The sequence below is a fragment of the Ectopseudomonas khazarica genome (assembly GCF_004521985.1).
In the GTDB taxonomy this organism is placed as follows: Bacteria; Pseudomonadota; Gammaproteobacteria; order Pseudomonadales; family Pseudomonadaceae; genus Aquipseudomonas; species Aquipseudomonas khazarica.
In genome coordinates, this window is the sequence record NZ_SBHZ01000006.1 from 87,635 (window position 1) to 114,100 (window position 26,466).

The 26,466-nt window shown below is 66.6% G+C and carries 24 protein-coding genes; 9 read left to right on the forward strand and 15 right to left on the reverse strand.

Annotated elements, in window-relative coordinates:
• Positions 1–32: 32 nt before the first annotated feature.
• From EPK82_RS09390 to EPK82_RS09410, 5 genes are all read right to left on the reverse strand, one after another.
• Positions 33–887: an ABC transporter permease gene (locus tag EPK82_RS09390; protein WP_037056483.1), complete on the reverse strand. Its 855-nt coding sequence runs from the start codon at positions 885–887 to the stop codon at positions 33–35.
• Between the two features lie 7 nt (positions 888–894).
• Complete coding sequence (locus tag EPK82_RS09395; RefSeq protein ID WP_134676404.1) at positions 895–2,130, reverse strand: ABC transporter permease; 1,236 nt, start codon at positions 2,128–2,130, stop codon at positions 895–897.
• 121 nt (positions 2,131–2,251) lie between these two features.
• Complete coding sequence (locus EPK82_RS09400) at positions 2,252–3,325, reverse strand: ABC transporter substrate-binding protein (RefSeq protein ID WP_134676405.1); 1,074 nt, start codon at positions 3,323–3,325, stop codon at positions 2,252–2,254.
• A gap of 22 nt (positions 3,326–3,347) precedes the next feature.
• Positions 3,348–4,466: an ABC transporter ATP-binding protein gene (locus EPK82_RS09405; protein ID WP_047591973.1), complete on the reverse strand. Its 1,119-nt coding sequence runs from the start codon at positions 4,464–4,466 to the stop codon at positions 3,348–3,350.
• 268 nt (positions 4,467–4,734) lie between these two features.
• Positions 4,735–5,934, reverse strand: coding sequence for a class I SAM-dependent rRNA methyltransferase (locus EPK82_RS09410; RefSeq protein ID WP_037056478.1), 1,200 nt, complete (start codon positions 5,932–5,934; stop codon positions 4,735–4,737).
• 135 nt (positions 5,935–6,069) lie between these two features.
• Between EPK82_RS09410 and EPK82_RS09415 the strand changes: the two genes are divergently transcribed.
• The 5 genes from EPK82_RS09415 (at position 6,070) to EPK82_RS09435 (ending at position 10,850) form a co-directional block, all read left to right on the forward strand.
• Entirely contained in the window at positions 6,070–6,936 is an 867-nt protein-coding gene (locus tag EPK82_RS09415; RefSeq protein WP_037056477.1) for an HDOD domain-containing protein, read from the forward strand.
• A gap of 106 nt (positions 6,937–7,042) precedes the next feature.
• Positions 7,043–7,855 (forward strand): bifunctional DNA-formamidopyrimidine glycosylase/DNA-(apurinic or apyrimidinic site) lyase, encoded by an 813-nt coding sequence (gene mutM, locus EPK82_RS09420; RefSeq protein ID WP_037056476.1) that lies wholly within the window; start codon positions 7,043–7,045, stop codon positions 7,853–7,855.
• Positions 7,856–7,929: 74 nt separating this feature from the next.
• Entirely contained in the window at positions 7,930–8,508 is a 579-nt protein-coding gene (locus EPK82_RS09425) for a lysophospholipid acyltransferase family protein (protein ID WP_134676406.1), read from the forward strand.
• A gap of 76 nt (positions 8,509–8,584) precedes the next feature.
• Entirely contained in the window at positions 8,585–8,923 is a 339-nt protein-coding gene (locus tag EPK82_RS09430; protein ID WP_037056474.1) for a hypothetical protein, read from the forward strand.
• A gap of 94 nt (positions 8,924–9,017) precedes the next feature.
• Entirely contained in the window at positions 9,018–10,850 is a 1,833-nt protein-coding gene (locus tag EPK82_RS09435; RefSeq protein ID WP_134676407.1) for a Na/Pi cotransporter family protein, read from the forward strand.
• A 65-nt stretch (positions 10,851–10,915) separates the two neighbouring features.
• Here the strand turns inward: EPK82_RS09435 and ggt are convergent, their stop codons facing one another.
• The 6 genes from ggt to EPK82_RS09465 form a co-directional block, all read right to left on the reverse strand.
• Positions 10,916–12,586, reverse strand: a complete 1,671-nt coding sequence (gene ggt, locus EPK82_RS09440) for a gamma-glutamyltransferase (RefSeq protein ID WP_134676408.1) — start codon at positions 12,584–12,586, stop codon at positions 10,916–10,918.
• Positions 12,587–12,698: 112 nt separating this feature from the next.
• Positions 12,699–12,950, reverse strand: a complete 252-nt coding sequence (locus EPK82_RS09445) for a YfhL family 4Fe-4S dicluster ferredoxin (protein ID WP_004373873.1) — start codon at positions 12,948–12,950, stop codon at positions 12,699–12,701.
• A gap of 224 nt (positions 12,951–13,174) precedes the next feature.
• Positions 13,175–13,657: a pantetheine-phosphate adenylyltransferase gene (coaD, locus tag EPK82_RS09450; protein WP_134676409.1), complete on the reverse strand. Its 483-nt coding sequence runs from the start codon at positions 13,655–13,657 to the stop codon at positions 13,175–13,177.
• Positions 13,658–13,762: 105 nt separating this feature from the next.
• Positions 13,763–15,361, reverse strand: a complete 1,599-nt coding sequence (locus EPK82_RS09455; protein ID WP_134676410.1) for a GMC family oxidoreductase — start codon at positions 15,359–15,361, stop codon at positions 13,763–13,765.
• A 174-nt stretch (positions 15,362–15,535) separates the two neighbouring features.
• On the reverse strand, positions 15,536–16,081 hold the full coding sequence (locus EPK82_RS09460) for a twin-arginine translocation pathway signal protein (RefSeq protein WP_134676411.1): 546 nt from the start codon (positions 16,079–16,081) through the stop codon (positions 15,536–15,538).
• Between the two features lie 42 nt (positions 16,082–16,123).
• A complete protein-coding gene (locus tag EPK82_RS09465) occupies positions 16,124–17,554 on the reverse strand; it encodes a coniferyl aldehyde dehydrogenase (protein ID WP_134676412.1) in 1,431 nt (476 codons plus the stop codon).
• Positions 17,555–17,780: 226 nt separating this feature from the next.
• On the opposite strand from EPK82_RS09465, the gene EPK82_RS09470 reads away from it, so the two are divergent.
• Positions 17,781–18,440: a TetR/AcrR family transcriptional regulator gene (locus tag EPK82_RS09470; RefSeq protein WP_037056465.1), complete on the forward strand. Its 660-nt coding sequence runs from the start codon at positions 17,781–17,783 to the stop codon at positions 18,438–18,440.
• A gap of 63 nt (positions 18,441–18,503) precedes the next feature.
• On the opposite strand, the gene EPK82_RS09475 is transcribed toward EPK82_RS09470, so the two are convergent.
• From EPK82_RS09475 to EPK82_RS09490, 4 genes are all read right to left on the reverse strand, one after another.
• Complete coding sequence (locus tag EPK82_RS09475) at positions 18,504–19,484, reverse strand: hydrolase (RefSeq protein WP_134676413.1); 981 nt, start codon at positions 19,482–19,484, stop codon at positions 18,504–18,506.
• A 144-nt stretch (positions 19,485–19,628) separates the two neighbouring features.
• On the reverse strand, positions 19,629–20,234 hold the full coding sequence (gene rsmD / locus EPK82_RS09480) for a 16S rRNA (guanine(966)-N(2))-methyltransferase RsmD (RefSeq protein WP_134676414.1): 606 nt from the start codon (positions 20,232–20,234) through the stop codon (positions 19,629–19,631).
• Positions 20,234–21,694, reverse strand: coding sequence for a M16 family metallopeptidase (locus EPK82_RS09485; RefSeq protein WP_134676415.1), 1,461 nt, complete (start codon positions 21,692–21,694; stop codon positions 20,234–20,236). The genes rsmD and EPK82_RS09485 overlap by 1 nt, the downstream gene beginning before the upstream one ends.
• Positions 21,684–23,057: a M16 family metallopeptidase gene (locus tag EPK82_RS09490; RefSeq protein WP_134676416.1), complete on the reverse strand. Its 1,374-nt coding sequence runs from the start codon at positions 23,055–23,057 to the stop codon at positions 21,684–21,686. Before EPK82_RS09490 ends, EPK82_RS09485 begins: the two co-directional genes overlap by 11 nt.
• A 142-nt stretch (positions 23,058–23,199) precedes the next feature.
• Between EPK82_RS09490 and ftsY the strand changes: the two genes are divergently transcribed.
• From ftsY to ftsX, 3 genes are read left to right on the forward strand one after another with little or no spacing between them, the layout of a single operon-like run.
• Positions 23,200–24,666 (forward strand): signal recognition particle-docking protein FtsY, encoded by a 1,467-nt coding sequence (gene ftsY, locus EPK82_RS09495; RefSeq protein WP_134676417.1) that lies wholly within the window; start codon positions 23,200–23,202, stop codon positions 24,664–24,666.
• On the forward strand, positions 24,663–25,331 hold the full coding sequence (gene ftsE, locus EPK82_RS09500; protein WP_037056449.1) for a cell division ATP-binding protein FtsE: 669 nt from the start codon (positions 24,663–24,665) through the stop codon (positions 25,329–25,331). Before ftsY ends, ftsE begins: the two co-directional genes overlap by 4 nt.
• Positions 25,331–26,347, forward strand: coding sequence for a permease-like cell division protein FtsX (gene ftsX, locus EPK82_RS09505; RefSeq protein ID WP_134676418.1), 1,017 nt, complete (start codon positions 25,331–25,333; stop codon positions 26,345–26,347). The genes ftsE and ftsX overlap by 1 nt, the downstream gene beginning before the upstream one ends.
• Positions 26,348–26,466: the final 119 nt, after the last annotated feature.

The following is a 26,466-nucleotide window of genomic DNA, read 5'->3' on the forward strand; positions in this document are numbered from 1 at the left end:
GATGTGCGCAGCCTGGCGTGGCTCGCCGGGGCTCAATGCGGTATCTCGATGCCGCGCATGCGCTCCGCACGCCGGCGCAGTAGTTCGATGGTGACCAGCAGAGCGATGGAGACCAGGATCAGCAGGGTGGCGATGGCCAGGATGCTCGGATTGATCTGCTCGCGCAGGCCGGAGAACATCTGCCGGGGGATGGTGCGCTGCTGCGGGCCGGCCATGAACAGGATCACCACCACTTCGTCGAAGGAGGTGATGAAGGCGAACAGCGCGCCACTGATCACGCCGGGGCGGATCAGCGGCATGATCACGTCGAAGAACACGCGCACGGGCCGGGCGCCCAGGTTCAGCGCCGCCCGCGCCAGGCTGTAGTCGAAGCCGGTGAGCGTGGCCGTCACGGTGATGATGACGAAGGGCGTGCCCAGCGCCGCGTGCGCCAGGATCACGCCCAGGTAGCCGCCTGCCAGCCCCAGGTCGGAATAGAAGAAGAACATGCCGGCCGCGGTGATGATCAGCGGCACGATCATCGGCGACAGCAGCAGGGCAGTGACGAAGCGCCTGAAGGGCATCTCGTCACGCGCCAGGCCCACCGCCGCACAGGTGCCCAGCACCGTGGCGAGGAGGGTCGAGAAGATGCCGATGATGAAGCTGTTCTTGATCGCCAGCAGCCATTTCGGGTCGCTGAATATCTCCCTGTACCAGCGCAGCGAATAGGCCTCCGGGTCGAGGGTGAGCATGCCTTCGGTGAAGCTGAAGAACGGCTCGGCGTTGAACGACAGCGGCACGATCACCAGGATCGGCAGGATCAGGAACAGCAGCACCAGCCAGGAGCCGGCCTTGAGCAGCCAGGTGCCGAGGTGGTGCCAGAAGCCGTAGTAGGCGGGGGTCTTCATCGCGTCCTCATCCCAACTTGATATTGCTGGCGCCGACGAAACGGTCGTACACCCAGTACAGCAGCAGGATCAGCCCGAGCAGCAGCGAGCCGAGCGCGGCCGCCAGCTCCCAGTTGTTCGAGCGCTGCATGTGGAAGGCGATGATGTTGCTGATCATCTGCCCGTCGGTGCCGCCGACCAGGGCCGGGGTGATGTAGTAGCCCACCGAGATGATGAACACCAGCAACGCGCCCGCGCTGAGGCCAGGCAGGGTCATCGGGAAGTAGATGCGCAGGAACGCGGGGATCGGCTTGTCGCCGAGGCTCAGGGCCGCGCGCAGGTAGCTGGGGTCGATGCCGCGCATGACGCTGTACAGCGGCAGGATCATGAACGGCAGCAGGATATGGGTCATCGCCACCACCGTGGCGAATGAGGTGTAGAGCATCTCGATGGGCTGGTCGACCAGACCGAGCCCCACGAGGAAGGAGTTGATCACGCCGTTGGTCTGCAGCAGGGCTATCCACGAGGTGGTGCGTACCAGCAGCGAGGTCCAGAACGGCAGCAGCACCAGCACCAGCAGCAGGTTGGCGCGGTTCGACGGCAGCCCCGCCAGGTAGTAGGCCAGCGGGTAGCCGAGCAGGGCGCAGAGCAGGGTGATCACCAGCGCCATGTTCAGGGTCTTGGAGTACAGCTGCAGGTAGATCTGCGTGTCCTGGCGCACCTGGATGCCCGTCTCCGGGTCCAGCTCCAGGTCGAGGGCCGTCAGGTAGTAGTCGTAGGTGTAGACCTTGCCGGCGCGCGCGATGGCGTACCACAGCTCGGGTTTGGCCCAGTTGCGATGGGCCTGCATCAGGGTCTTCACGCCCTGGCTCGGCAGCGCGTCGGCGTCGAGGCGCCCGACCCGGCGGGCACTGGATTTGACCACGCTGGACATGCCGGCGTAGGCGCGGTTGAACTCTTCGGCGAGCTTGCCCGACAGGCGCTGCTGGTTGAGCGCATGCAGTTCGCCGACGAAGACCTGCAGGGTCTGCTCGTCCGGCAACTGCTGGTGATCGTCCCAGCGCTGCAGTTCGGTCAGGGTCTGCGGAATCAGTTCGGCCACGGTCGGGTGGTACACGCTGCGCCACAGCATGGTGCCGATCGGGGCGACGAAGGTGACGATGATGAACAGCAGCAGCGGCGCCACGAAGAGGAACGCGGTGAGGCGTTTCCGGCGACGGGCGCTGGCGGCTTGGCCGGCTTCGCTGGTGGTCAGGGATGACAAGGCATTACTCCGATTTCAGCATCTCTCCCGTTGCGGCGAGGCGCCGTGGCGAGGGCCCCGGCCGCGAGCGACGCGGCTGGAACCCTCCCACGGCAGGCCCGGGGAGAGCAGGGTCTGGCGCTTACTTCAGCAGCCACTCGTTGAACTTCTCGCCCAGCGACTCGCCGTAGTCGGCCCAGAACTCGGAGCCGGCCTGGATGCCCTGATCCAGGTGCGCGGTCGGCAGGTGCGGCGCGGCGCTCTGGTCAGCCAGCGGCATGGACGACTTGCGGGTCGGGCCATAGGCCACGTCCGGCATGCCGGCCAGCGGCTTGGAACCGGTGGCGAACTTGATGAACTCCATGGCCAGGTCCTTCTTCTTCGAACCCTTGACGATGGCCCAGGCGTCGAGGTCGTAGACGTGGCCGTCCCAGACGATCTCGAAGGGTTTCTTCTCCTGCACGATGGCGTCGTAGAAGCGGCCGTTGGCCGACTGCACCAGCACTGCGCCGCCGTCGTTGAGCAGTTGCGGCGCCTGCGACCAGGAGTCGAACCAGACGATGTCCTTCTTGATGCTGTCGAGCTTGGCGAAGGCGCGTTGCTGGCCTTCCGGCGTCGCCAGCACTTCGTAGACGTCCTTCGGTGCCACGCCATCCGCCATCAGCGCCCACTCCATGTTCACCTGCGGGCGTTTGCGCATGGCGCGCTTGCCGGGAATCTTGCCGGTGTCGAAGAAGTCGCCGATGCTCGCGGCCTTGGTGCCACCGATGGTGTTGTCGTTGTAGGCGAACACCACCGACCAGACGATGTTGCCCACCGCGCACTCGCTGGCGAGGGCTTCCGGGATGAAGTCCTGGTCGGCCGGGGTGCCGTCGATGCCGGCCGGCAGCACGCTGTGGTCGACGGTCTCCAGCAGGCCTTCGGAGCAGGCGCGCTCGAGGTCGATCACCTCGAAGTCGACCACATCCCACTGGATGTTGCCGGACTCGACCTGAGCCTTGATCTCGGCGACACCGCCGGAGTAGTCCTCGAACAGTACCTTGACCCCGGACTCGGCCTGGTAGGGATCGATGACGTGCTTCTTCTGCGCCGCCCCGTAGGCACCGCCCCAGGACACCACGGTGAGGCTGTCCTGGGCGGTGGCCTTGCCGGCGGTGAGCCCCAGTGCCGCCACCAGGGCGAAGGCGGAAACGCTGGTAGTCAGTGATCTAGCCATTGCTGTGCTCCATTTGCTTCTACTAGTTGTGGGTGGGGACTGCAGATCGATCCAGCGCCTGGCTGTCTTCCGGCAGCCAGGTCAGGGCGACCTCTTCCTGAGTGCTCAGTTGCGGGGCTGAACTGTCGTTCAGGTTCTTCACCACCAGCTCGCTGCCGCTGGCGGTCTCGAAGTGATAGCGAATGTATTCGCCGACGTAGTGGCGGGTGATGAAGCGCGCCTTGACCTGGTTGCCCCCGCCGCCGAGGCGGTCGATGAAGCTGAGCTTCTCCGGGCGCACGGACACCGTGGTGGCCTGGCCGACCTCGCTGCAGTTGGCCTTGAGCGTGCTGACCAGGCCGCCGTCGTCGAGGCGCACCTGCACGCGATCGTCAGCGACCGCCTCGATCACCCCGGACAGTTTGTTGCTCTCGCCGATGAAGTCGGCGACGAACAGGTTGGCCGGGCGCTCGTACAGCACGTGGGGGGCTGCGCACTGCTGCACCACGCCGTTGTTGAACACGGCGATGCGGTCGCTCATGGTCAGTGCTTCGGTCTGGTCGTGGGTCACGTAGATCACGGTGAAACCGAGCTGCTCATGCAGGCGCTTGATCTCGTACTGCATCTGCTCGCGCAGCTTCTTGTCCAGCGCGCCGAGCGGCTCGTCCATCAGCACGATGTCCGGCGCGAAGATCAGCGCGCGGGCCAGTGCCACGCGCTGGCGCTGGCCGCCGGAGAGCTGGCCGGGATAGCGGCCGCCGAAGGCCTGCAGCTCGACCAGGGCCAGGTACTGCTCGACCTTGGCGCGAATCTCGTCCTTGGGCAGCTTGCGGATCTTCAGCGGGTAGGCGAGGTTCTCGCGGATGGTCATGTGCGGGAACAGCGCGTACTGCTGGAAGACCATGCCGATGTTGCGGTCGTAGGGCGCGATGCTGGTGACGTTGCGGCCGTTGATCAGGATCTCGCCGCTGGTCACGTCTTCGAAACCGGCGAGCATCATCAGGCAGGTGGTCTTGCCCGATCCGGAAGGGCCGAGCAGGGTGATGAACTCGCCCTTGGCCACGTTGAGGTTGAAGTCCTTGACCACCAGGGTCTTGTGATCGTAGGTCTTCTTGACGTTGGTGAATCGCAGGAACGCTTCGTTCCCAGCTTGCGCAGTCATAGTCCTCCCCATTGCCCGCAATATGGAGCCAGCTCGTGACCGAGGCTCCAACACCTGAGTCGATTCGTCCCTGTCGTGTGGGGCGATCGTTATGTCGATAACCAAAAGCAATAAGCAAGCCAGCCGATGAACGGTCATCTGCTAGCGCTCTGCCATGCAGGTTGAAGACTAGCTCAGGCAGCGCAACACGCGAGGAAGGTGTGGGGAGAGGTAACAGCGTGGCGAGGAGGGGGCACCTGCCGAAACGCACTCGGCAGGTGCAGGTTGCTCAACTGTTGGGCAGCAGGCGAACGGTCAGGCTCTTGATGTAGCGGGTCTCGGCGATGGCCAGGTGCACCGGGTGGTCGGGCCCCTGGGCGCCGCGCTCGAGCAGCTGGATATTGCGATCCAGGTGGCGTGCGCTGGTCAGCAGGATGTTCTGCAGGTGGTCTTCGTCGAGGTGCATCGAGCAACTGGCGCTGACCAGGATGCCGTCCTTGTTGAGCATGCGCATGGCCGTTTCGTTGAGGCGGCGATAGGCGGCCTCGCCGTTCTTGATGTCCTTCTTGCGCTTGATGAAGGCGGGCGGGTCGGCGATCACCACGTCGAAGCGTTCTTCGGCGGCCTTCAGTTCACGCAGGGCGGCGAAGGCATCGCCCTCGACGCAGGTGACGTTCTCGCCCACGCCGTTGAGTGCGGCGTTGCGCTCGACACCGTCGAGGGCGAACCCCGAGGCGTCGACGCAGAACACTTCGCTGGCGCCGAAGGCGGCGGCCTGCACGCCCCAGCCGCCGATGTAGCTGAACAGGTCGAGCACGCGCTTGCCCTTCACGTAGGGCGCCAGGCGCGCGCGGTTCATGCGGTGGTCGTAGAACCAGCCGGTTTTCTGCCCGTCGATCACCGGGGCTTCGAACTTCACCCCGTTCTCTTCCAGCGCGACCCACTCCGGCACCTCGCCGTAGACGGTCTCGACGTAGCGCTGCAGGCCTTCGGCGTCACGCGCGCTGGAGTCGTTCTTGAACAGGATGCCGCTGGGCTTGAGCACCTGGATCAGCGCGGCGACGACGTCGTCCTTGTGCGCTTCCATGGTCGCCGAGGCCAGTTGCACCACGAGGATGTCGAAGAAACGGTCGACCACCAGGCCCGGCAGCAGGTCGGAGTCGCCGTAGACCAGGCGGTAGCAGGGTTTGTCGAACAGGCGCTCGCGCAGGCTCAGGGCGACGTTGAGGCGATGCACCAGCAGCGACTTGTCCAGCACGTGCTTGACGTCGCGCGACAGCAGGCGGGCGCAGATCAGGTTGTTCGGGCTCATCGCGACGATGCCCAGCGGCTTGCCGCCGGCCGCTTCGAGGATGGCCTGGTCGCCGGCGGCGAACCCGTGCAGCGGGGTGGCGGCGACGTCGATCTCGTTGCTGTAGACCCACAGGTGGCCGGCGCGCAGGCGTCGGTCGGCGTTGGCTTTCAGGCGCAGGCTGGGCAGGGAGGGCATGAGTTCGGGCTCCGCAGATAAAAGAGCGGAATTATAGCGGGTTGCGCCTGCGCCCGCTGTTTACAAAAGTCTGCTGCTGGCCGGGTCGGGCTTTGGTTAAACTGTGGCGTACTTCTCACTTCGTACGTGCGTGCCATGGCCTTCGAACTCTCCGCCGAACAGATCCAGCAAGCCCTGCAGGGCATCAGTGTGCCGCCGCAGCCGCAGATCATGGTGGATCTGCAGATGGAGCAGATCATGCCCAACCCCGATCTGCGCACCATCGCCAAGCTGATCAGCCAGGACCCGGGGCTGTCCGGTGCGCTGCTGAAGATCGTCAACTCGGCGCATTTCGGCCTGTCCAACCGCATCGCCTCGATCCAGCAGGCGGTCAACCTGCTCGGTTGCAACACGGTGATCAATCTGATCAACGCGCAATCGATCAAGGGCGAGCTGACCGATGAGGCGATTCTGGTGCTCAACCGCTTCTGGGACAGTGCCCAGGACGTGGCCATGACCTGCCTGACGCTGGCCAAGCGCCTCGGCTACCAGTCGCCCGACGAGGCCTACAGCCTGGGTCTGTTCCACGATTGCGGCATCCCGTTGATGCTCAAGCGCTTCCCCAACTACATGGAAGTGCTGGAGGAAGCCTACGCCAGTGCCAGCGACGAACGCCGGGTGGTGGATACCGAGAACCGCATGCTCACCACCAACCATGCCGTGGTGGGTTACTTCACCGCACGCTCCTGGCGCTTGCCGGAGCACCTCTGCGAAGTCATCGCCAACCACCACAACGCGCTGTCGATCTTCAGCGACGAATCCTCGCGCGATGCGCAGCTCAAGACGCTGCTGGGCATCCTCAAGATGGCCGAGCACATCTGCGAGTCGCACCGTGTGCTTGGCGGGCAGGCCGTCGATCTGGAGTGGCAGTACATCTCGCAGCCAATCCTGGAATACGTGGGCCTGTCCGAGTACGACTTCGAGAACCTGCGCGAGAGCATTCGCGACCTGGCGGTGATGTAGCCAGGCGCGCCATGGCGGGCGGGCAGCGCCGCTCGCCGTGGCGCGCTACCGTTCTGCCTGTCGCTCCTGCTAAGGTGGCGCACCGCCGTTGTCCTGTCCTGCTGCCATGCCTGAACTGCCAGAAGTCGAAACCACCCGTCGCGGCATTGCGCCGTACCTCGAAGGCCAGCGCGTCACGCGCGTCATCGTGCGCGAGCGCCGTCTGCGCTGGCCCATCCCCGAAGACCTGGACGTGCGCCTGTCCGGCCAGCGCATCGAGTGCGTCGAGCGGCGCGCCAAGTACCTGCTGATCAAGGCCGAAGTCGGCAGCCTGATCAGCCACCTGGGCATGTCCGGCAGCTTGCGCCTGGTCGAGTGCGGCCTGGCCGCGGCCAAGCACGAGCATGTGGATATCGAGCTGGAGTCGGGCCTGGCCCTGCGTTACACCGACCCGCGTCGTTTCGGCGCGCTGCTGTGGAGCGACGACCCGTTGCGCCACGAGCTGCTCAGCAAGCTCGGCCCCGAACCGCTGGGCGGTCTGTTCGACGGTGAGCGCCTGTTCCAGCTTTCACGCGGGCGCAGCATGGCGGTCAAGCCCTTCATCATGGACAACGCCGTGGTGGTCGGGGTGGGCAACATCTACGCCACCGAGGCCCTGTTCGCCGCCGGTATCGATCCACGGCGCGAGGCCGGGGCGATCTCGCGGGCGCGCTACCTGCGTCTGGCCGAGGAGATCAAGCGCATTCTCGCCCACGCCATCGAGCGTGGCGGCACCACCCTGCGTGACTTCGTCGGCGGCGACGGCCAGCCTGGCTACTTCCAGCAGGAACTGTTCGCCTACGGGCGCGCTGGCGAGTTCTGCAAGGTCTGTGGCAGCACCCTGCGCGAGGTGAAACTGGGCCAGCGCGCCAGCGTGTACTGCCCCAAGTGTCAGCGCTGAGGCGCTGACGGCGGCCCGCCGGATAGCCTGCGGCGGGTAGCCTGATACCCAGAATAAGAACAAGAGGTCGATCGATGTCCGCTAACTACCTGCCGCCCAATCCGGCTGCCGAATGGCTGGGACGCAGCGTGCTGAAACTCCTGGGCTGGCGTATCGAGGGGGCGCTGCCGGAACTCGACAAGTTCGTCGCCATCGGTGCCCACCACACGTCCAACTGGGACTTCGTGATCTTCATCGCACTGAAATTCGTGCTGCGCCTCAACGCCCGCTGGTTCGGCAAGCACAGCATCTTTCGCTGGCCGTTCGGTGGCCTGATGCGCGCCTGGGGCGGTATCGCCATCCGCCGCGAGCGTCAGCTGAACACCGTCGAGCAGGCCGTACAGGCCTTTCGCGAGCATGACGAGTTCATCCTGGTGCTCTCGCCCGAGGGCACGCGCAAGAAGGTCGAGCGCTGGAAGATGGGCTTCTACCACATCGCCCAGGGGGCTGGCGTACCCATCGTCCTGGCGGCGCTGGATTACCAGCATCGCCGCGTGGTGATCGGCCCGACCTTTCAGCCCAGCGGCGACGAAAAGGCCGATCTGGCAGCCATGCTGGCGTTCTTCCGGCCTTATGTACCGAAAAAGCCGGAGTACGCGTTTCATGGCGATTGACGTCCGTCACGCTGACAATTGCCAATGCGCTGTTATAGTTACTGGCACTTTCCCGAAAAACCTGAAGGATCGATCCATGAAAGCGTTCCGCACAACCGCTGCTGTCCTGGCGCTGACCTCTGGCCTGCTGGCGCTGCCGGCACAGGCGGAAGTGGTTCAGCAGAACGCCAGCGGCGACCCGATCTACTCCGTCGAAGCCCCGAAGGGCTACGCCATGGTCGGTGACCTGGTCATCGCCCGCCCGCTGCTGATCGGTGCCACCGCCATCGGCGCCGCGGCCTTCATCGTCAGCCTGCCGTTCACCGCACTGGGCGGCAACGTCGGTGAAGCCGCACAATCCCTGGTGGTCGAGCCGGGCAAAGAGGCGTTCGTACGCTGCCTCGGCTGCACCAGCAGTGGCTACAAGCAGGACTGATCCGCTGTAGGCTCCTGTATACGGCCCCTCGCCTCGGTTTCGAGGCGAGGGGCCGTTTGCGTTTGTACACCGCTAAAAGGATGGAACGGTGCCGATGAAGTACCTGCGCTGGGTGATGCTGTGTCTGCTGGTCGTGGGGTTGATCGCCTCGTTCTGGTTCAGCCAGGGTTGGTTGCAGTTGTGCGCCGGCCTGGCGGTGTTCCTGTTCGGCATGCAGTGCCTGGAGGAGGGCCTGCGCCAGTTGGCCGGCAGCAAGCTGGAGCAGATCCTCGCGCGCAGTACCTCGACGTCCTTCAAGAGCCTGCTGTTCGGCATCGGTGGCACGCTGCTGCTGCAGTCCAGCACCCTGGTGTCGCTGCTCACCATCGCCTTCATCAGCACCGGGCTGATCCAGCTGGCCGGCGGCATCGCCATCCTGTTCGGCGCCAACCTGGGCGCCACCAGCGGCATCTGGCTGCTGGCGCTGGCCGGGCAGAACCTCAGCCTCAGTCCCCTGGCGCTGCCGCTGCTGGTCTTCGGCGTGCTGGCCGGTTTCTTCGGCACCCGGAGCAAGGCGGCTGGGCGCATCGTGCTGGGCATTGCCTTCATCTTCCTCGGTATCGACCAGATCAAGGACGGCTTCGCCAGTTTCGGTGACCTGGACATGACCGGCATGCAGGCGGGCGGGCTGGCAGGCGCACTGCTGTTCACGGCCATCGGCATGGCCATCACCGTGGTACTGCAGTCCAGCCATGCGACCCTGATGCTGACGCTGGCGGCCCTGGCCAGTGGTCAGCTGGAGCTGGGGCAGAGCCTGGCCATCGCCATCGGCTCGAACGTCGGCAGCAGCGTGACCACGGCGTTCGTCGGCTCCCTGGGCGGCAACCGCAGCGGCCAGCGCCTGGCCCTGGCACATGTGCTGTTCAACATCACCACCGGGACACTGGCGTTCTGCCTGCTCGGGCCGTTGACCTGGCTGGTGCACGCCCTGGCCGAACCGCTGGGGCTGGGCGACAACAGCCTGATCCAGCTGGCGATGTTCCACACCCTCTTCAACGCCATGGGCGTCGCCCTGTTCTGGCCATTGCAGGAGCGCCTGGCGCGCGTCCTGATTCGCTGGTTGCCGGAGTGCGCCGAGCCTCAGGTACTGATCACCGAGCTGCTGCCCGAGCAGGTCGTCGAGCCCCAGCGCACCCAGGCCCGCTACCTCAGCGAGCGCGCACTGGACTCGGTCGAGGCCGCTTCCGGGGCCGTGGTGCAGGAGCTGGGGCACCTCGGGCGCCTGAGCCTGGAGGTGATCTGCCACGCCCTCTACCTGCCCGTGGACCAGCTGGCGCGCTCGCGGGCCGACGAGCAACTGCTGCAGGCCAAGCCCTCGCACGCCGGCTTCGATGCCGAGCACCTCTACCAGTTTCATATCAAGGGCGTTTACGGCGACCTGCTGAGCTTCATGGGGCGCATGGAACTGCCGATGGACGAGGCGCACCAGCAGTTCTGGGTGAGCTGTCAGCTGGCCGCGTTGCAACTGGTGGATGCGGTCAAGGATGCCAAGCACCTGCAGAAGAACCTGGGGCACTACCTCGATGCGCCGCCATCGGCGGTGCGCGATGCCTACGTGGAACTGCGGCGCCACCTGCTGACGACCCTGCATGAGGTGCGCGAACTGGCGCGCAGCGATCTGCCCGAGGATGTCTGGCAGTCACGCCTGCGCTGGCTCGACGAGCAGGCGGCGGGTTTCGATGCGGGCTTCCGCCAGCGGCTGTTCGCCGATGTGCGCAGCGGACGCCTGGATGGCCTGCAGACCAGCTCGCTGATGAATGACCTGGGCTATGCCAGCCGCATCTTCCAGAGCCTGCGCAACGTGCTCATGCTTGGCAGCGAGCAGGCACTGTTCCGCGAGCTGCGCCAGTTCGGCGACGAGCAGGAAAGCCTGATCAAGCTCTCGTAGCGGCCCGCCCCTCGCACAGCGCACAGGCTCCGTGCGAGGGGCTTCAGTCGCGCTGGCGCCTGTGCTTACTCGCCCGCCGGCACCAGCGCCTCACCGATCCCGCGCGGGTCGCTGGCCGCCTGGACGGCGCCACTCACCTTGTTCCAGAACAGCACCTGCTGGTTGCCGTACTGCCGGTCCAGGCGCTTGAGCTGGTAGCCGCGCTTCTGCAGCTCGGCGATCTGCTCGGCGCTGAAGGTGTCCGGCTCGTGCTCGATCACATCGGGCAGGAACTGATGGTGGTAGCGGGCCACGGCCGGCCAGCGCTCGATGGGCTGATCGTCCAGGTACTCCAGCATCGACAGCAGCACCATGCTGGGGATGCGGCTGCCGCCGGGGGTGCCGAAGGCGGTGAATTCGTCGTTGCTTTCGAGGAAGCTCGGGCTCATCGAGGACAGTGGGCGCTTGCCGCCAGCGATCGCGTTGACCTCGCTGCCGGCCAGGCCATAGGCATTCGAGCCCTGCACGTCGGCGGCGAAATCGTCCATTTCATCGTTGAGCAACACGCCCGTGCCGGGCACGGTGAAGGCGGCGCCGAACGGCAGGTTGACCGACAGGGTGGCGGCAACCGAGTTGCCCTGTGCGTCGAGTACGGCGAAGTGCGTGGTGTGGTCGCCTTCATGCCAGGTGCCGGCCGGTGGCAGGGCGGAGCTCGGTGTGGCCTGCTCAGGGTCGATGCTGCCGGCCAGCACGGCGAGGTGGCCGGGCGAGAGCATCTCCTGCAGCGGGTTCTTGACGAAATCCGGGTCGCCCAGCAGGGCGCGATCACGGTAAGCGCGGCGCAGGGCCTCGACCACGTAGTGCACGCGCTGCACCGGTTCGGCCTCCTGCCAGGGCAGTTGCTGGAGTATCGCCAGGCTCTGGGCCAGCGCCACGCCGCCTGCCGAGGGGGGCGGCGCGCTGATCAGCTCGTGGCCGTCCTCGAGGCGAAAGCGCAGCGGCTCGCGGCGCGCCACGCGGTACTCGCGCAGGTCGTCGAGCGTCCAGATACCGCCGGCCTGGCGTACGCCCGCGGCGAGGCGCTCGGCAATCGGGCCCTGGTAGAAACCGGCGCGGCCGTGATCGGCCAGGGCCTGCAGGGTGACGGCCAGGTCCGCCTGGCGCAGCAGCTGGCCTTCGGCGGGCACTTCGCCCTGGTCGAGGAACAGCTTCGCGCTTTCCGCATCGTCACGCAGCGCGGCCAGGCGCCAGGTGGCCCGTTCGCGGTAGACGCGGTCCACGGCAAAGCCTTCCCTGGCCAGGCGAATGGCCGGTGCCAGGCTGGTTTTCAGCGGCAGGCGCCCGTGATGCTCGGCCAGCTCCACCAGGGCGGCCGGCAAGCCGGGAATGGCGGCGGCCAGTGCGCCATTGAGCGACAGCTCGCGCTGTACCTTGCCGTCACGCACGTAGAGGTCCGCCTTGGACTCCAGCGGCGCCCGTTCGCGTGCATCGATGAAGTCGTAGCGGGGCGTGTCGCCTGCTGTGCGCAGGAGGAAGAAACCACCGCCGCCCAGGCCGGAGCCGTAGGGCTCGACCACGGCCAGCGCAGCGCTGGCGGCGACGGCGGCATCGAAGGCGTTGCCGCCGGCGTCGAGTATCTGCTTGGCGGCCGCGGTGGCGGCCGGGTGAGCGGTGGCAATGGCGGGCTGGTGCGGTGCTGCCTGGGCCAGCAGGCTGGCGCCGAGCAGCAGGGTCGATAGCAGGAGGTTGCGCAACATGCGATCTACCGGGGCGGCTGAAGGAGGCTGCAAGCTTAGCAGCCCTGGCCTGGCGATGGGCGATGCGCAGCCGCCACGGACGGCCTGTCGCCTCCCGGGCGGGGAGGAGGGATCAGGCCTTGCCGGTGATGATGCGGTACTTCTGCATCAGCTCATCCTTGCTCTCGACGTTGTTCTCGTCGAGCGGGATGCAGTCGACCGGGCACACCTGCTGGCACTGGGGCTCGTCGTAGTGACCGACGCACTCGGTGCACAGGTTGGGATCGATCACGTAGATCTCCTCACCCTGGGAAATGGCGCCGTTGGGGCACTCGGGTTCGCAGACGTCGCAGTTGATGCAGTCGTCGGTGATGATCAGGGACATGAAAACAACTCCTGTCGAGGCGACGCCGCGACACTGGCAGACAACGATGAGGCGAATTGTGCCGGATCGCTGCGTCTTGTGCCATTGGCCCGGCCGGTTGGGCGCTCTGCGTCCCTCTCCCGTTTACAGGAGAGAGGCGGGGGAGAGGGTAGGGAACGTGGCGCCGCTTTGCCCCTCTCTCATGAATGGGAGAGGGGCATCCGACAGGCGTGAACGGCCGGTGCTTATTGCTTGCGGAAGCGCTCGTTCAGGGCGTCGGCGACGGCCGGATGGACGAACTTGCTGATGTCGCCACCGAGCGCGGCGATCTCGCGGACCAGGGTCGAGGAGATGAAGGAGTACTTTTCCGACGGGGTCAGGAACAGGCTCTCGACATCCGGCGCCAGTTGCCGGTTCATGTTGGCCAGCTGGAACTCATACTCGAAGTCCGACACGGCGCGCAGGCCGCGCAGGAACACGTTGGCGCCCTGTTCCTTGACGAAGTGCGCAAGCAGGCTGGAGAAGCCCACGACTTCCACGTTGGGCAGGTGGCTGGTGACCTCGCGGGCCAGCTCCACGCGTTGTTCCAGCGGGAACAGCGGGTTCTTCTTGGGGCTGGCGGCGACGGCGATGATGACGTGATCGAACAGGCGCGCAGCGCGTTCGACCAGATCACCGTGGCCCTTGGTGATGGGGTCGAAGGTGCCGGGGTATAACACTCGATTCATCGGGACGTCCTGGCGGGTCGAAAAGGAGTCGGATGGTAGCGCAGCGCATCCCGGCGGCCAAGCCGCAGGGATGCGCCGTCTATTCCTGACTCAGGGGCGGTGCGTCTAGCTCGGGCTTTTCAGGCGCTCGGCCAGGAGCGTCGCCAGTTTCGCCGTGAGCCCGTAGATCGACAGCTGCGGGTTGGCACCGATGCTGGTGGGGAACAGCGAGCCGTCATGGACCGACAGGTTGGCCAGCTGGTGGTGCCGGCCGAGGCTGTCCACCACCGCCGTCTGCGGGTCTTCACCCATGGCGCAGCCGCCCATCACGTGGGCGCTGCCCAGGCGCGTGCGGTACAGCGCCAGGTCGAGGTTGTCGATCATCTCCCGGGCCTCGCGCCAGGTGCTGACGAAGCGCGCATCGGCATGGGTCGGCATCACCGCCTTGGCGCCGGCGGCGAACTGGATCTCGGCCATGGTCAGGAAGGCCCGGCGCACACCGTCCCAGGTGTAGTCGGTCATCTGGTAGTCGAGCACCGGGCTGCCGTCGCCGCGCAGTTCCACGCGCCCTTCGGCGCTGTCCGGGTGGAAGCCGTCACGCAGCAGGGCGAGCATCACGTTGGTGTAGGGCAACTGCTCCATGCGCAGGGCATTCTCGCGGCCGAATTCGCCGAGCAGGGTGCTGGTCAGCGCCGGTTGCAGCGGCGGCACTTCCAGTTTGTAGGACAGGCGCCCGGTGGTGCCGTCGTCCCACTGGAAATGATCGGAATAGAGCGACTGGGGCGCGCCGTAGAAGGGGTTGATCACCTGCTCGAACTGCGCGGCGGAGAAGTTCACCAGGTGCAGGTAGGTCCGGCGGCCGATGCGCTGGTGCGGGTCCGGCGCTGCGGAACGCAGCAGGATGCCGGGGGTGTTGATGCCGCCGCCGGCCAGCACGTAGTGCCGCGCCTTGACGCGGATGCGCTTGCCGTTAGGCGCCACGCAGCGCGCATCCATGCCCAGGCAGTCGAGGCCAACTACCTGATCGCCTTCGATCACCAGCTTGTCGGCGCGGGCCAGGTAGAGCAGCTCGCCGCCTGCCTCGAGGGTAGCGGGGATGGTGGTGACCAGCATCGACTGCTTGGCGTTGGTCGGGCAGCCCATGCCGCAGTAGCCGAGGTTCCAGCAGCCGCGCACGTTGCGCGGGATCACCGCCCAGTGATAGCCGAGCTTGTCGCAACCGGTGCGGATCACCTCGTTGTTGGCATTCGGCGGTACCACCCAGGGCGCGACCCCCAGGCGCTGCTCCATCTTCTCGAACCAGGGCGCCATCGACTCGACGTCATGGCCTTGCACGCCATGGGCTTCGGCCCAGTGCGCCAGGGTCTGCGCGGGCGTGCGGAAACTGCTGGTCCAGTTGATCAGCGTGGTGCCCCCGACGGCGCGGCCTTGCAGGATGGTGATGGCGCCATCCTTGCTCATGCGACCGATGCCTTCCTGATAGAGCGTCGGATAGGCCTCGGCTTCCTGCATCTTGAAGTCATCGCTGGTCTTCAGCGGGCCTTCTTCGATCAGCAGCACCTTGTAGCCGGCGGCGCTGAGGATCTCCGCCGTGGTCCCGCCGCCGGCACCGCTGCCGACGATGGCGACATCCGCCTCCAGCGTCAGGTCGTTTTCCAGACGCGAACCGTCATGGGTTTTCCAGCCTTTGGCCAGGCCTTGCTTGAACAAATCGGGTACGGGCATCGTTTTTCCTCGGGTCACCGAAACCTGCTGTGCGATCCGCGTGCGGCGTCAGCTCCTCGCCCGTGATTCGGCGTACTTCAGTACGGCCTCGCCACGTGCTGCGAGCCTTCCTTGCACTCGAATCGCTCGCTGCGGTTTCAGAGGCATCATTCTGATAATGGCGGTTGGCTGAATTCAGACGGTGGGCGGGCCGGGATAGCCGCAGTGTGCCCAGGACTCCGGCCGGCCATACCAGGCCATCATCACCAGTTGCAGCAGCGAGGCATGGCCCATGCGCAACAGGCTCAGGCTGCTGTTCTGCCAGCGTTCGAGGAAGTGCCGCACATCGTCGGCACTGGCGTTCTCCCAGCTGCCCCAGATCCCGGTCAGCGGGCCGCGGGTGATGGTCAGTGCCAGCACGTCGAACAGCTGCACGGTGAGCTTCTGCATCTCTGGGGAGAAGTGCGCCAGGCCGTTGTCGATGCTGCGCAAGGTGCCCTCGACGGCCTGCGGCATGCGTTCGCTGGCGACGGCGCCGTCGAGCATGACCGGGATCAGTGCCTTGAGAAACGGCAGGTCGCTGCTGCGCAGGATCAGGTAGCCGCTGGCCGGCGTGCCGGCCGAGCAACCGCTGAGCGTGGCGGTGAGTCCGGCCGTGCCGAGCAGCGCCGTGCCCATCAGGCCGACCTTGAGCAGGCTGCGCCGCGACAGCTGCGGCGCATCTGGAGTGGTGTCGTTCATTGTTGTTATCACCAGGCGTAGAGCGGGCCGGGCCCGCGTTGATCAGCGCACGAACAGTTTGTAGACCAGCTTCTGGATCGACTTGCCATAGGGCGGGTAGATCAGGCGCGCCGCGTTGAAGCGTTGCTTGATGAACACCCCCTTGGCCTTGCTGAACGTCAGGAACCCTTCGTGGCCGTGGTAGTGGCCCATGCCCGACGGGCCGATGCCGCCGAACGGCATGTCGTCCTGGGCCACGTGCAGCAGGGTGTCGTTCAGGCACACGCCACCGGAATGGGTTTCGTGCAGCACGCGCTGCTGCTCGTGCTTGTCGTAGCCGAAGTAGTACAGCGCCAGCGGACGGGGCCGCGCGTTGACGTAGGCGAAGGCATCTTCCAGGCGGTCGTATGGCACCACCGGCAGCAGCGGGCCGAAGATCTCGTCCTGCATCAGCTTCATCTCGTCGTTGACGTCCAGTACCAGGCTCTGCGGCAGGCGCCGGCCCTGGGCTTCGGGGTAGAGCGGGACGATGCGTGCGCCCTTGGCCTCGGCGTCCAGCAGGTAGCCGTTGAGGCGTGCCAGCTGGCGCTCGTTGATGATCGCCGTGTAGTCCGGGTTGTCCTGCAGTTGCGGGTAGAAGCGCTGCACCACCTCGCGGTAGGCGCTGACGAAGCCTTCGATGCGGTCACGCGGTACCAGCACATAGTCCGGGGCCACGCAGGTCTGTCCGGCGTTGAGGGTCTTGCCGAAGGCAATGCGCTCGGCGGCGTCTGCCAGCGGCACCTCGGCCGATACGATGGCCGGCGACTTGCCGCCCAGCTCCAGGGTCACCGGGGTGAGGTTTTCCGCGGCAGCACGCATCACGTGCTTGCCGATGCTGGTGGCGCCGGTGAACAGCAGGTGGTCGAACGGCAACCTGGAGAAGGCCACGCCCACCTCGGCCTCGCCCAGGGCGACGCTGACCAGGTCCTCGGGGAAGATGCGCGCCAGCAGGTCCTTGATCAGTTGCGAGGTGGCCGGGGTGGACTCGCTCATCTTGATCATCACCCGGTTGCCGGCGGCCAGGGCGGCGGTCAACGGGCCGATGGCCAGGAACAGCGGGTAGTTCCACGGCACGATGATGCCGGCCACGCCCAGTGGCTGGTAGATGACCTTGGCCGAGGCCGGCAAGAACTGCATGCCGACGCTGCGGCGCGACGGCTTCATCCACTTGCGGATGCGCCGGGTCGCGTAGTCGATGCCATGCAGGCTCGGCATCAGCTCGGCGAGCAAGGTCTCGTCAGCGGAGCGGTTGCTGAAGTCTTCGGAGATCGCCGCGACCAGGGCGTCCTGCTGCTGGACCAGCAGCTCGCGCAGGGTCTTGAGCCACTGGATGCGCTGCTCGGCTGACGGCATGGGGTTGGCGCCGAAGGCAGAGCGTTGCAGGGCAAAGGTGTTTTCCAGCTGGTTGATCTGCTGTTGGCTGTGCTGCAGGTAGGCGATGTCGGCGACCATGGGGATTCTCCTCGACGTTCCAGCTGGGCGTGGTTGCACGCTCCGATTCGACTGAACTGGATTTTTAGAGCAATTACTCTAATGTGTCAAATAGGATGCCGCGTGACGCTGTCCGCTGCACCCTAACCAAAGGTCAGCGAAAGCCTGCCGGTTGCACCGGGGGTAACACTTCGCCGGTTTCTGCCTGTACCTTTGCCTCTTTTCGACGTCGAGACCGAGCTGCGAGATGGCGCCACCCAAGACCCGCGATCGCATCGTTGCCGAGAGCCTGGCCCTGTTCAACAGCCAGGGCGAGCGCAATGTCACCACCAACCACATCGCCGCGCACCTGGGGATTTCGCCGGGCAATCTGTATTACCACTTCCGCAACAAGCAGGTGATCATCGCCGAGCTGTTCGCCCAGTACGAAGCCCAGGTCGACAGCTTTCTGCGCCTGCCCGAGCAGCGCGCGCTGACGGTGGACGACAAGACCTTCTATCTGGAGGCGCTGCTGGCGGCGATGTGGCACTACCGCTTCCTGCATCGCGACCTGGAGCACCTGCTGGAGTCCGACGCCGAGCTGGCCGAGCGTTACCGCGCCTTCGCCCGGCGTTGCCTGGTTGGCGCGCAGTCCATCTACCAGGGGTTCGTCGACGCCGGCATCCTGCTGATGACCCCGGCGCAGATCGAGGCGCTGACGCTCAACAGCTGGATCATCATGACCTCCTGGGTACGCTTTCTCTGCACCGCCGGCGCCAACCCGGACAACCTCAGTCAGGACATGCTGCGCCGTGGCATCTATCAGGTGCTGGCGCTGGAAGGCGGCTACATAGCGCCCTCGGCACGCGAGGCGGTCGAGGCGCTGTACGGTCGTCTGCATGTGCCGCTGGAGCAGGTGCTGGGCTGATTGCCTCTCGTCTCCGGAGGGGCTACGTCAGCGCATGCCGCGCAGGAACGGCATCGGTCGCGATTATTCGAGGCTCGTCAGCCACTGCGGGATACGCCGCTCCAGGTAATACACCGGCTTGCGCGGGCTGCCTTCGACGAAGCCGACATGGCCGCCCCTGGCGTGCAGTTCGAACTCGGTGCCGGGCGCCAGCTCGCTGGCTTCGGGCAGGCTGTGGCGGAAGATGAAGGGGTCGTCCGCGGCCTGGATCAGCAGGGCAGGGGTGCGGATCGCGCCGAGGTAGAAACGGCTCGACGCGCGGCGGTAGTAGTCGTGGGCGTCGGCGAAGCCATGCAGCGGCGCGGTGATGCGGCCGTCGAAGTCCCAGAAGGTGCGCATGCCGTCCAGCGGTCCCAGCCGTTCCAGTACCGACAGGCGCTCGCCCTGGCCCTGCTCGGCGAACAGGCGCTGCTTGTTGTTCACGTAGGCGACCATCTCGCGCATGAAGTGCGCCTGGTATACCCGCGAGAAGCCCAGGCCGATGCGGTCCGCGCACTGGTCCAGGCGAAACGGCACGGACACCGCCACGGCGCCGCGCAACAGGCTCTGCGCGCCGCTTTCCCCCAGGTACTTGAGCAGCACGTTGCCACCCAGCGAGTAGCCGACCGCATACAGCGCTGCCATCGGCCGTTGCGCACGCAGATGGGCCACTGTCGCGGCCAGGTCCTCGCTGGCCCCGGAGTGGTAGCCGCGTGGCAGCAGGTTGGGTTCGCCTGAGCAGCCGCGCCAGTTCAGCGCCACGCTGGCCCAGCCGCGTGCAGCCAGGGTCTGCTGCAGGCCCAGCACGTACAGCGAGTCGGAGCTGCCGGTCAGGCCGTGCAGCACCAGTACCAGCGGCGCGTGGGCGTCGTGCGGGCCATGCCAGTCGAGGTCGAGGAAGTCGCCGTCGTCCAGCCACAGACGCTCACGCCGGCGCTGCAATTGCGGCGGCTTGCGGCAGAAGGGGTTCCACAGCGTCTGCAGGTGCGGGCCGGGGAGCCACCAGGCGGGCTGGAAGGGCGTCATGGAACTGTCCTGTCGGGGGATGGTGTTTTTACCCATATACCGCCGTGTTGGTGGATGTAAAAGGCAACATCCACCCTGCATGGCGTTCAGCGTGGCCTGGTCGGGTGGATGGCGCTTGCCTCGCCAGCACTCACACCAGGCAGGTCACTGTGCGCTGCGTTGCCACAGCGCATAGTGCACCTGGCCGGTGTGTTTCTCGCGGTGCAGGCGCCAATTGCCGGGCAGGCCCAGGGTCGAGGGCGCCGTCTCGCTTTCGGTATAGATCCAGGCGTCAGCGGCCAGCCAGCCCTGCGTTTCCAGCAGCGTGCAGGCAGCCTGCAGCAGGTCCTTGTGGAACGGCGGGTCGAGCAGGACGATGTCGAAGCATCGCGGGGCCGGGCGCGCCAGCAGCTGCAGGGCATCGCCCAGCTGGATCTCGCCGGCGCTGCACTGCAGGGTCGCCAGGTGTCCGCGCAGGGCGTTCACCGACGCCGGGTTGAGATCGCAGGCCAGGCCGCTGGCGGCGCCACGCGACAGCGCTTCGAGCAGCAGGGCGCCGCTGCCGGCGAAGGGGTCGAGCACGTGGGCGCCCTCGACATGGGGTGCCAGCCAGTTGAACAGGGTCTCGCGCACCCGGTCCGGGGTCGGGCGCAGGCCCGGCCCGTCGGGAAAGGCGAAGCGCCGCGAGCGCCACTCGCCGCCGATGATGCGCAACTGGCCCTGGCCGCCATGGGCCTTGCCGGGCGCCTTCTGCGGGGTACGGCCGCGCATCAGTGCGGCACCGTGCTGGGCAGCTCGCTGGGGCGCTCGGTGGGCGGCGGCAGTTCCTTCTGCGCTACGGTCGGGCCGGCAGTGACCACCACCAGCGCGGCGGGGTCGAGGTGCCTGGCCATCGCGGCCTTCACCTGCTCGGTGGTCAGGCCCTGCACGTCACGCATGAAGTCGTCCAGGTAGCTCAGCGGCAGGTCATAGAAGCCCATCGAGGCCAGTTGCCCGACGATATCGGCGTTGCTCGCGGTGGACAGCGGGAAGCTGCCGGCCAGCTCGCGCTTGGCGTTGTCCAGTTCCTGCTGGGTCGGGCCCTCGCGCAGGTAGTCGGTGAGCAGCTGTTTGACCAGCGCCAGGGTGCCCTCGCTGAGTTCGGCGCGGGTCTGCAGGTTGATCATGAACGGCCCGCGCGCCTGCATGGCGCTGAAGCCGGAATAGACGCCGTAGGTCAGGCCGCGTTTTTCGCGCACTTCGCTCATCAGGCGGGTGCCGAAGCCACCGCCGCCGAAGATCTGGTTGCCCAGGTACAGGGCGGCGTAGTCCGGATCGCGGCGGTCGATGCCGAGCTGGGCCAGCATCAGGTGCGTCTGGTTGGACGGGTACTCGATGTGGCTGCTGCCGGGCTTGGGCGTTTGCGGCTGGGCGATCGCGGCCAGCGCCGGACCCTGCGGCAGGGCGGCGGAGACCTGGCTGGCGATGGCTTCGGCCTCGCTGCGCGACAGGTCGCCGACCAGGGCGATCACCGCGTTGCCAGGGGTGTATGCGCGGGCGTGGAAGGCCTGCAGCTGCTGGCGGGTGATCGCCGGGACCGACTGCGGCGTGCCATCGCTCGGGTGTGCATAGGGATGCTTGCCGTACAGGTGCTCGAACAGTTCCAGGCTGGCCAGTTTGCCGGGGTTCTGCTTCTGGTACTCGAAGCCGGCGAGCAGCTGGTTCTTGATGCGCGCCAGCGAGTCGGCCGGGAAGGTCGGCTTGCCCAGCACCTGGCTGAACAGCGCCAGGGCCGGCTCGCGCTGCTCGCGGGCGCTGAGGCTGCGCAGGCTGGCCACGGCCATGTCGCGGTAGGAGCCGTTGCCGAAGTCGGCACCGAGGCCCTCGAAGCCGGCGGCGATGGCGCCGACATCCTTGCCTGGCACGCCCTCGTTGAGCATGGCATTGGTCAGGGCCGCCAGGCCCGGCACGTCGCCATCCTGGCTGCTGCCAGCGGCGAAGGTCAGGCGCAGGTCGAACATCGGTAGCTCATGGGCTTCGACGAACAGCACCTTGGCGCCTTGCGCGGTGTTCCAGGTCTGGATGTCCAGCGTGCGCCGGGTCGGTGCCTGGTTGTCGAGGGCCGCCAGTGATCGCAGCTTGGCGCCTTCGCCAGTGGCCGCCGGCTTGCCGATGACGCTGCAGGCACCCAGTGCCAGGGCGGTGGACAGGGCCAGGCCGAGCAGGCCCAGACGGCGGTGCTCAGTCTTCATGACGGGACTCCTGGTTACGGGACGCTTCGGGCAGGACGTGGGCGACGCTCAGGCGGTCGCGGACGAAGAAGGTGCGGGCAGCCTGCTGGATGTCGGCCGGGGTCACGGCTTCCAGCTCGGCCAGTTCCTGGTCGATCAGCTTCCAGGACAGGCCGACGGTCTCCAGCTGGCCGATGCTGGTGGCCTGGCTGGTGATCGAATCGCGCTCATAGACCAGGCCGGCTATGACCTGGGCGCGCACCCGGGCCAGCTCGGCGGCGGATGGCGGCGTCTTCTTCAGGGCTTCCAGCTCGCGCCACAGGCCCGCTTCGGCCTGCTCCAGGGTCTTGCCTTTCTGCACGTTGGGCGTGGCCGTGAGGACGAACAGGCTGTCGCCACGGGTGAAGGCGTTGTACCAGGCGCTGGCGCCGGAGACGAGTTCCTCGCCACGTTCCAGGCGTGTGGACAGGCGTGCGCTGTAGCCGCCGTCGAGCAGGGCCGCCGCCAGGCGCAGGGCGTAGACCTGGCGCGGCGTCGCGGTGGTGGCCAGGCTGGGCACGTTGAAGCCCATTATCAGGTTCGGCAGCTGGGTCTTGAGGTAGAGCGTGGTGCGTCGTTCGCCGGCGGCCTGCAGCTCCAGCGGCAGCTTGGCCTTGGGCACCTCGCGGCGCGGGATGGCGGCGAAGTAGCGCTGGGCCAGGCTCTTCACCTGATCGACGCTGACGTCGCCGACTACCACCAGGGTGGCGTTGTTCGGCGCGTACCACTGGCGGTACCAGGCGCGCAGTTCGTCGATGTGCATGCGCTCCAGGTCGGCCATCCAGCCGATGGTGGGGATGCTGTAGCCGCTGGCCGGGTAGGCCATGGCCTTGAACAGCTCGAAGGCCTTGGACGAGGGACGGTCGTCGGTGCGCAGACGACGTTCCTCCTTGATCACCTCGATTTCCTTGTCGAACTCGTTGGCCGGCAGTTGCAGGCTGGCCAGACGGTCGGCCTCCAGCTCCAGTGCCACGCCCAGGCGGTCGCTGGCCAGGACCTGGTAGTAGGCGGTGTAGTCGTCGCTGGTGAAGGCGTTCTCTTCCGCCCCCAGGTCGCGCAGCACCTGTGAGGCCTCGCCCGGGCCGAGCTTGGCGCTGCCCTTGAACATCATGTGCTCCAGGGCATGGGAGAGGCCGGTGGAGCCAGGTGTCTCGTAGCTGGAGCCGACCTTGTACCAGAGCTGGGAGACCACCACGGGGGCGCGGTGGTCTTCGCGCACGATGACCTTGAGGCCATTGTCGAGACTGAATTCGTGAGTGGGTTGAGCGGGTGAGGCGAAGGCCACCATTGGCGCGCAAAGGGCGCCGAACAGCAGGCCGAGGGAACGGCGGGCAATGGCATTCATCGAGAGTCTGACCTGTCGGATAGCCTGGGCGGTCGTACCGCCAGCGGGCGAAGAGGTGCTAGGATACCCCATCCTTTTCCGGGGCGGCGCAGCAAGGCTTTGCAGCCTGTGAGCGAACGCTCCCTTGAGATGCAAGCGACCCATGTTTGGTTCCAATGACGACAAGAAGTCGCCGGCCGATGCCGGCGCGCAGAACCCGCCTGTGACCGAAGAAAAGAAATCCCTGTTCAGCTGGTGGCGCAAGAAACCCGCCACGTCGACGCCTGAGTCGGCGCCCGAGCCTGTGCCGGGCGTGGCTGACGAGGCCGCGAATGTGCCTGCCGCCGAGGTGCAGGAGACGCCTGCGCCGCGCCTCGACACACTCCCCGAGCCGCAGCCGCAGCCGCAGCCGCAGCCGCAGCCGCAGCCGCAGCCGCAGCCGCAGCCGCAGCCGCAGCCGCAGCCGCAGCCGCAGCCCGAGGCCCCGGCGCCTGTCGTCGAAGCCACGCCGGTGGTGCCGAGCCCTGCTCCGGCACCTGCCCCGGTTGTCGAAGCGGCGCCGAGCCCGGCTGCTGTCCCGGTCGCCGAGCCCGCGCCGAACCCGGCCATCGCGGCAGTGCCCGAGCCGGTCGCAGTCGCCGAACCGGCTGCAGCGGAAGTGCAGGCGCCCGCCGCGCCGGTTGCTGCCACCCAGGACAAGCCGGGTTTCTTCGCCCGCCTCAAACAGGGCCTGTCCAAGACCAGCGCCAGCCTGGGCGAGGGCATGGCCAGCCTGTTCCTTGGCAAGAAGGCCATCGACGACGACCTGCTCGACGACCTGGAAACCCGCCTGCTCACCGCCGATGTCGGTGTCGAGGCGACCACCGCGATCATCGGCAACCTGACCAAGCGCGTGGCGCGCAAGGAGCTGGCCGACAGCGGCGCGCTGTACAAGGCGCTGCAGGAAGAGCTGGTGACCCTGCTCAAGCCGGTCGAACAGCCGCTGCAGATCGACAGTGCCAAGCAGCCCTACGTGATCCTCGTGGTCGGCGTGAACGGCGTCGGCAAGACCACCACCATCGGCAAGCTGGCCAAGAAGCTGCAGCTCGACGGCAAGAAGGTCATGCTCGCCGCTGGCGATACTTTCCGCGCCGCTGCCGTGGAGCAGCTGCAGGTCTGGGGTGAGCGCAACAACATCGCGGTGATCGCCCAGCACACCGGTGCCGACTCGGCTTCGGTGATCTTCGACGCGGTCCAGGCGGCCAAGTCGCGTGGCGTCGACGTGCTGATCGCCGACACCGCCGGGCGCCTGCACACCAAGGACAACCTGATGGAAGAGCTGAAGAAGGTCCGTCGGGTGATCGGTAAGCTGGACGACACGGCGCCGCACGAAGTGCTGCTGGTGCTCGACGCCGGCACCGGACAGAACGCCATCAGCCAGGCCAAGCAGTTCAATCAGACTGTGAACCTCACCGGTCTGGCGTTGACCAAGCTCGACGGCACTGCCAAGGGCGGGGTCATCTTCGCCCTGGCCAAGCAGTTCGGCCTGCCGATCCGCTACATCGGCGTGGGTGAAGGCATCGACGACCTGCGCCCGTTCCAGGCCCAGGACTTCGTCCAGGCACTCTTCGAGGAGCGTGAACGCGGATGATCCGATTCGAGCAGGTCGCCAAGCGTTATCCCAATGGCCATGTCGGGCTGCACGAACTGACCTTCCGCGTTCGCCCCGGCGAGTTTCTCTTCGTCACCGGCCACTCCGGCGCCGGCAAGAGCACGCTGCTGCGCCTGCTGCTGGCGATGGAACGGCCCACCAGCGGCAAGCTGCTGCTGGCCGGGCAGGACCTGTCGACCATCACCAACGCGCAGATTCCCTTCCTGCGCCGACAGATCGGTGTGGTGTTCCAGAACCACCAGCTGCTGTTCGACCGCACGGTGTACGACAACGTCGCCCTGCCGCTGCAGATTCTCGGCCTGTCCAAGCCCGACATCGCCAGGCGCGTCGGCTCGGCGCTGGAGCGGGTCAGCCTCAGCGACAAGGCCGCCCAGGCGCCGGGGGACCTGTCCACCGGTCAGCAGCAGCGCGTCGGCATTGCCCGCGCCATCGTCCATCGCCCGGCACTGCTGCTGGCGGACGAACCCACCGGCAACCTCGACCCGCGCCTGGCCGCCGAGATCATGGGCGTGTTCGAAGACATCAATCAGCTGGGCACCACGGTGCTGATCGCCAGCCACGACCTGGCGCTGATCGCGCGCATGCGCCAGCGCATGCTCACCCTGCAACGTGGCCGCCTGATCGGCGATGGGGAGGCAGCCTGATGAGCGCGTCGAAGATGCCCACGCCGCAACCGGCCGAACGCGTCGGCGCGGCGCCGCGCAACAAGGTGGCGGCCCGTCCGGCGGACGAGCCGGATTTCCGTACCCTGTTCCACGCCTGGCTGGAAAGCCACCGCGCCAGCATCGTCGACAGCCTGCGCCGCCTGGCGCGCCAGCCCATCGGCAGTTTCTTCACCTGCCTGGTGATGGCCGTGGCGCTGAGCATGCCCATGGGCCTGTCGCTGCTGCTGGACAACGTCGAGAAACTCGGCGGCTCCTGGCAGCGTGCGGCGCAGATTTCCCTGTTCCTCGAGCTGTCCGCCAGTGAGCGTGAAGGCGAGGCGCTGCGCGAGCAGATCAAGGCGATGGACGATGTCGCCGACGTCGAGTGGATCAGTCGTGAGCAGGCGCTGGAAGAGTTCCAGCAGCTTTCCGGTCTCGGTCAGGCGCTCAAGGAGCTGCCGGAGAATCCGTTGCCGGGTGTGGTGCTGGTCACGCCGAAGGAGGTCGACAAGGCCAAGCTGGAAGCCCTGCGCCAGCGCCTGGCCGAACTGCCCAAGGTGGAACAGGCGCAGCTGGACCTGGTCTGGGTCGAACGCCTGACCGCGATTCTCAAGCTGGGCGACCGCTTCGTCTTCGGCCTCAGCGTGCTGCTGATCCTGGCGCTGCTGCTGGTGATCGGCAACACCATCCGCCTGCACATCGAGAACCGCCGCGCCGAGATCGAAGTGATCAAGCTGGTCGGCGGCACCGACGGTTACGTGCGTCGCCCCTTCCTCTACATGGGCGCGCTGTACGGTTTCGGTGCCGGTGTCTTCGCCTGGCTGCTGCTGGCCTTCGGGCTGGATTGGCTGAACGATGCTGTAGTACGTTTGGCCGGCCTTTACGGTAGCGATTTCGCGCTGGGTGGCGTACCTTCGGGCGACGGCTTTTCGCTGCTGCTGGGCGCCGTGCTGTTGGGCTATATTGGCGCCTGGCTGGCGGTAGCGCGGCATCTGAACGAGCTGGCACCGCGTTGATGGGCTTGCCCGGCAAGCTGAACGCCAGCTGACAAGTCATTGTTTTGGTTGATATTGACTATCTGTCAGGGAACTTATCCACAGGCCCTGCATCAGATAGCGCAGTGCTACACTGCACG

Bases quoted from the DNA above. Each gene is read 5' to 3' on its own strand.
- EPK82_RS09410 (WP_037056478.1), bottom strand. From the start codon at position 5,934: ATGCCCTCCCTGCCCAGCCTGCGCCTGAAAGCCAACGCCGACCGACGC.
- EPK82_RS09460 (WP_134676411.1), bottom strand. From the start codon at position 16,081: ATGAACGACACCACTCCAGATGCGCCGCAGCTGTCGCGGCGCAGCCTG.
- EPK82_RS09405 (WP_047591973.1), bottom strand. From the start codon at position 4,466: ATGACTGCGCAAGCTGGGAACGAAGCGTTCCTGCGATTCACCAACGTC.
- EPK82_RS09445 (WP_004373873.1), bottom strand. From the start codon at position 12,950: ATGTCCCTGATCATCACCGACGACTGCATCAACTGCGACGTCTGCGAA.
- EPK82_RS09490 (WP_134676416.1), bottom strand. From the start codon at position 23,057: ATGAATGCCATTGCCCGCCGTTCCCTCGGCCTGCTGTTCGGCGCCCTT.
- EPK82_RS09390 (WP_037056483.1), bottom strand. From the start codon at position 887: ATGAAGACCCCCGCCTACTACGGCTTCTGGCACCACCTCGGCACCTGG.
- coaD (WP_134676409.1), bottom strand. From the start codon at position 13,657: ATGAATCGAGTGTTATACCCCGGCACCTTCGACCCCATCACCAAGGGC.
- rsmD (WP_134676414.1), bottom strand. From the start codon at position 20,234: ATGCGCGGCCGTACCCCGCAGAAGGCGCCCGGCAAGGCCCATGGCGGC.
- ftsX (WP_134676418.1), top strand. From the start codon at position 25,331: ATGAGCGCGTCGAAGATGCCCACGCCGCAACCGGCCGAACGCGTCGGC.
- EPK82_RS09415 (WP_037056477.1), top strand. From the start codon at position 6,070: ATGGCCTTCGAACTCTCCGCCGAACAGATCCAGCAAGCCCTGCAGGGC.
- EPK82_RS09485 (WP_134676415.1), bottom strand. From the start codon at position 21,694: ATGAAGACTGAGCACCGCCGTCTGGGCCTGCTCGGCCTGGCCCTGTCC.
- EPK82_RS09455 (WP_134676410.1), bottom strand. From the start codon at position 15,361: ATGCCCGTACCCGATTTGTTCAAGCAAGGCCTGGCCAAAGGCTGGAAA.
- ftsE (WP_037056449.1), top strand. From the start codon at position 24,663: ATGATCCGATTCGAGCAGGTCGCCAAGCGTTATCCCAATGGCCATGTC.
- EPK82_RS09430 (WP_037056474.1), top strand. From the start codon at position 8,585: ATGAAAGCGTTCCGCACAACCGCTGCTGTCCTGGCGCTGACCTCTGGC.
- EPK82_RS09470 (WP_037056465.1), top strand. From the start codon at position 17,781: ATGGCGCCACCCAAGACCCGCGATCGCATCGTTGCCGAGAGCCTGGCC.
- EPK82_RS09465 (WP_134676412.1), bottom strand. From the start codon at position 17,554: ATGGTCGCCGACATCGCCTACCTGCAGCACAGCCAACAGCAGATCAAC.
- mutM (WP_037056476.1), top strand. From the start codon at position 7,043: ATGCCTGAACTGCCAGAAGTCGAAACCACCCGTCGCGGCATTGCGCCG.
- ggt (WP_134676408.1), bottom strand. From the start codon at position 12,586: ATGTTGCGCAACCTCCTGCTATCGACCCTGCTGCTCGGCGCCAGCCTG.
- EPK82_RS09400 (WP_134676405.1), bottom strand. From the start codon at position 3,325: ATGGCTAGATCACTGACTACCAGCGTTTCCGCCTTCGCCCTGGTGGCG.
- EPK82_RS09425 (WP_134676406.1), top strand. From the start codon at position 7,930: ATGTCCGCTAACTACCTGCCGCCCAATCCGGCTGCCGAATGGCTGGGA.
- EPK82_RS09475 (WP_134676413.1), bottom strand. From the start codon at position 19,484: ATGACGCCCTTCCAGCCCGCCTGGTGGCTCCCCGGCCCGCACCTGCAG.
- EPK82_RS09435 (WP_134676407.1), top strand. From the start codon at position 9,018: ATGAAGTACCTGCGCTGGGTGATGCTGTGTCTGCTGGTCGTGGGGTTG.
- ftsY (WP_134676417.1), top strand. From the start codon at position 23,200: ATGTTTGGTTCCAATGACGACAAGAAGTCGCCGGCCGATGCCGGCGCG.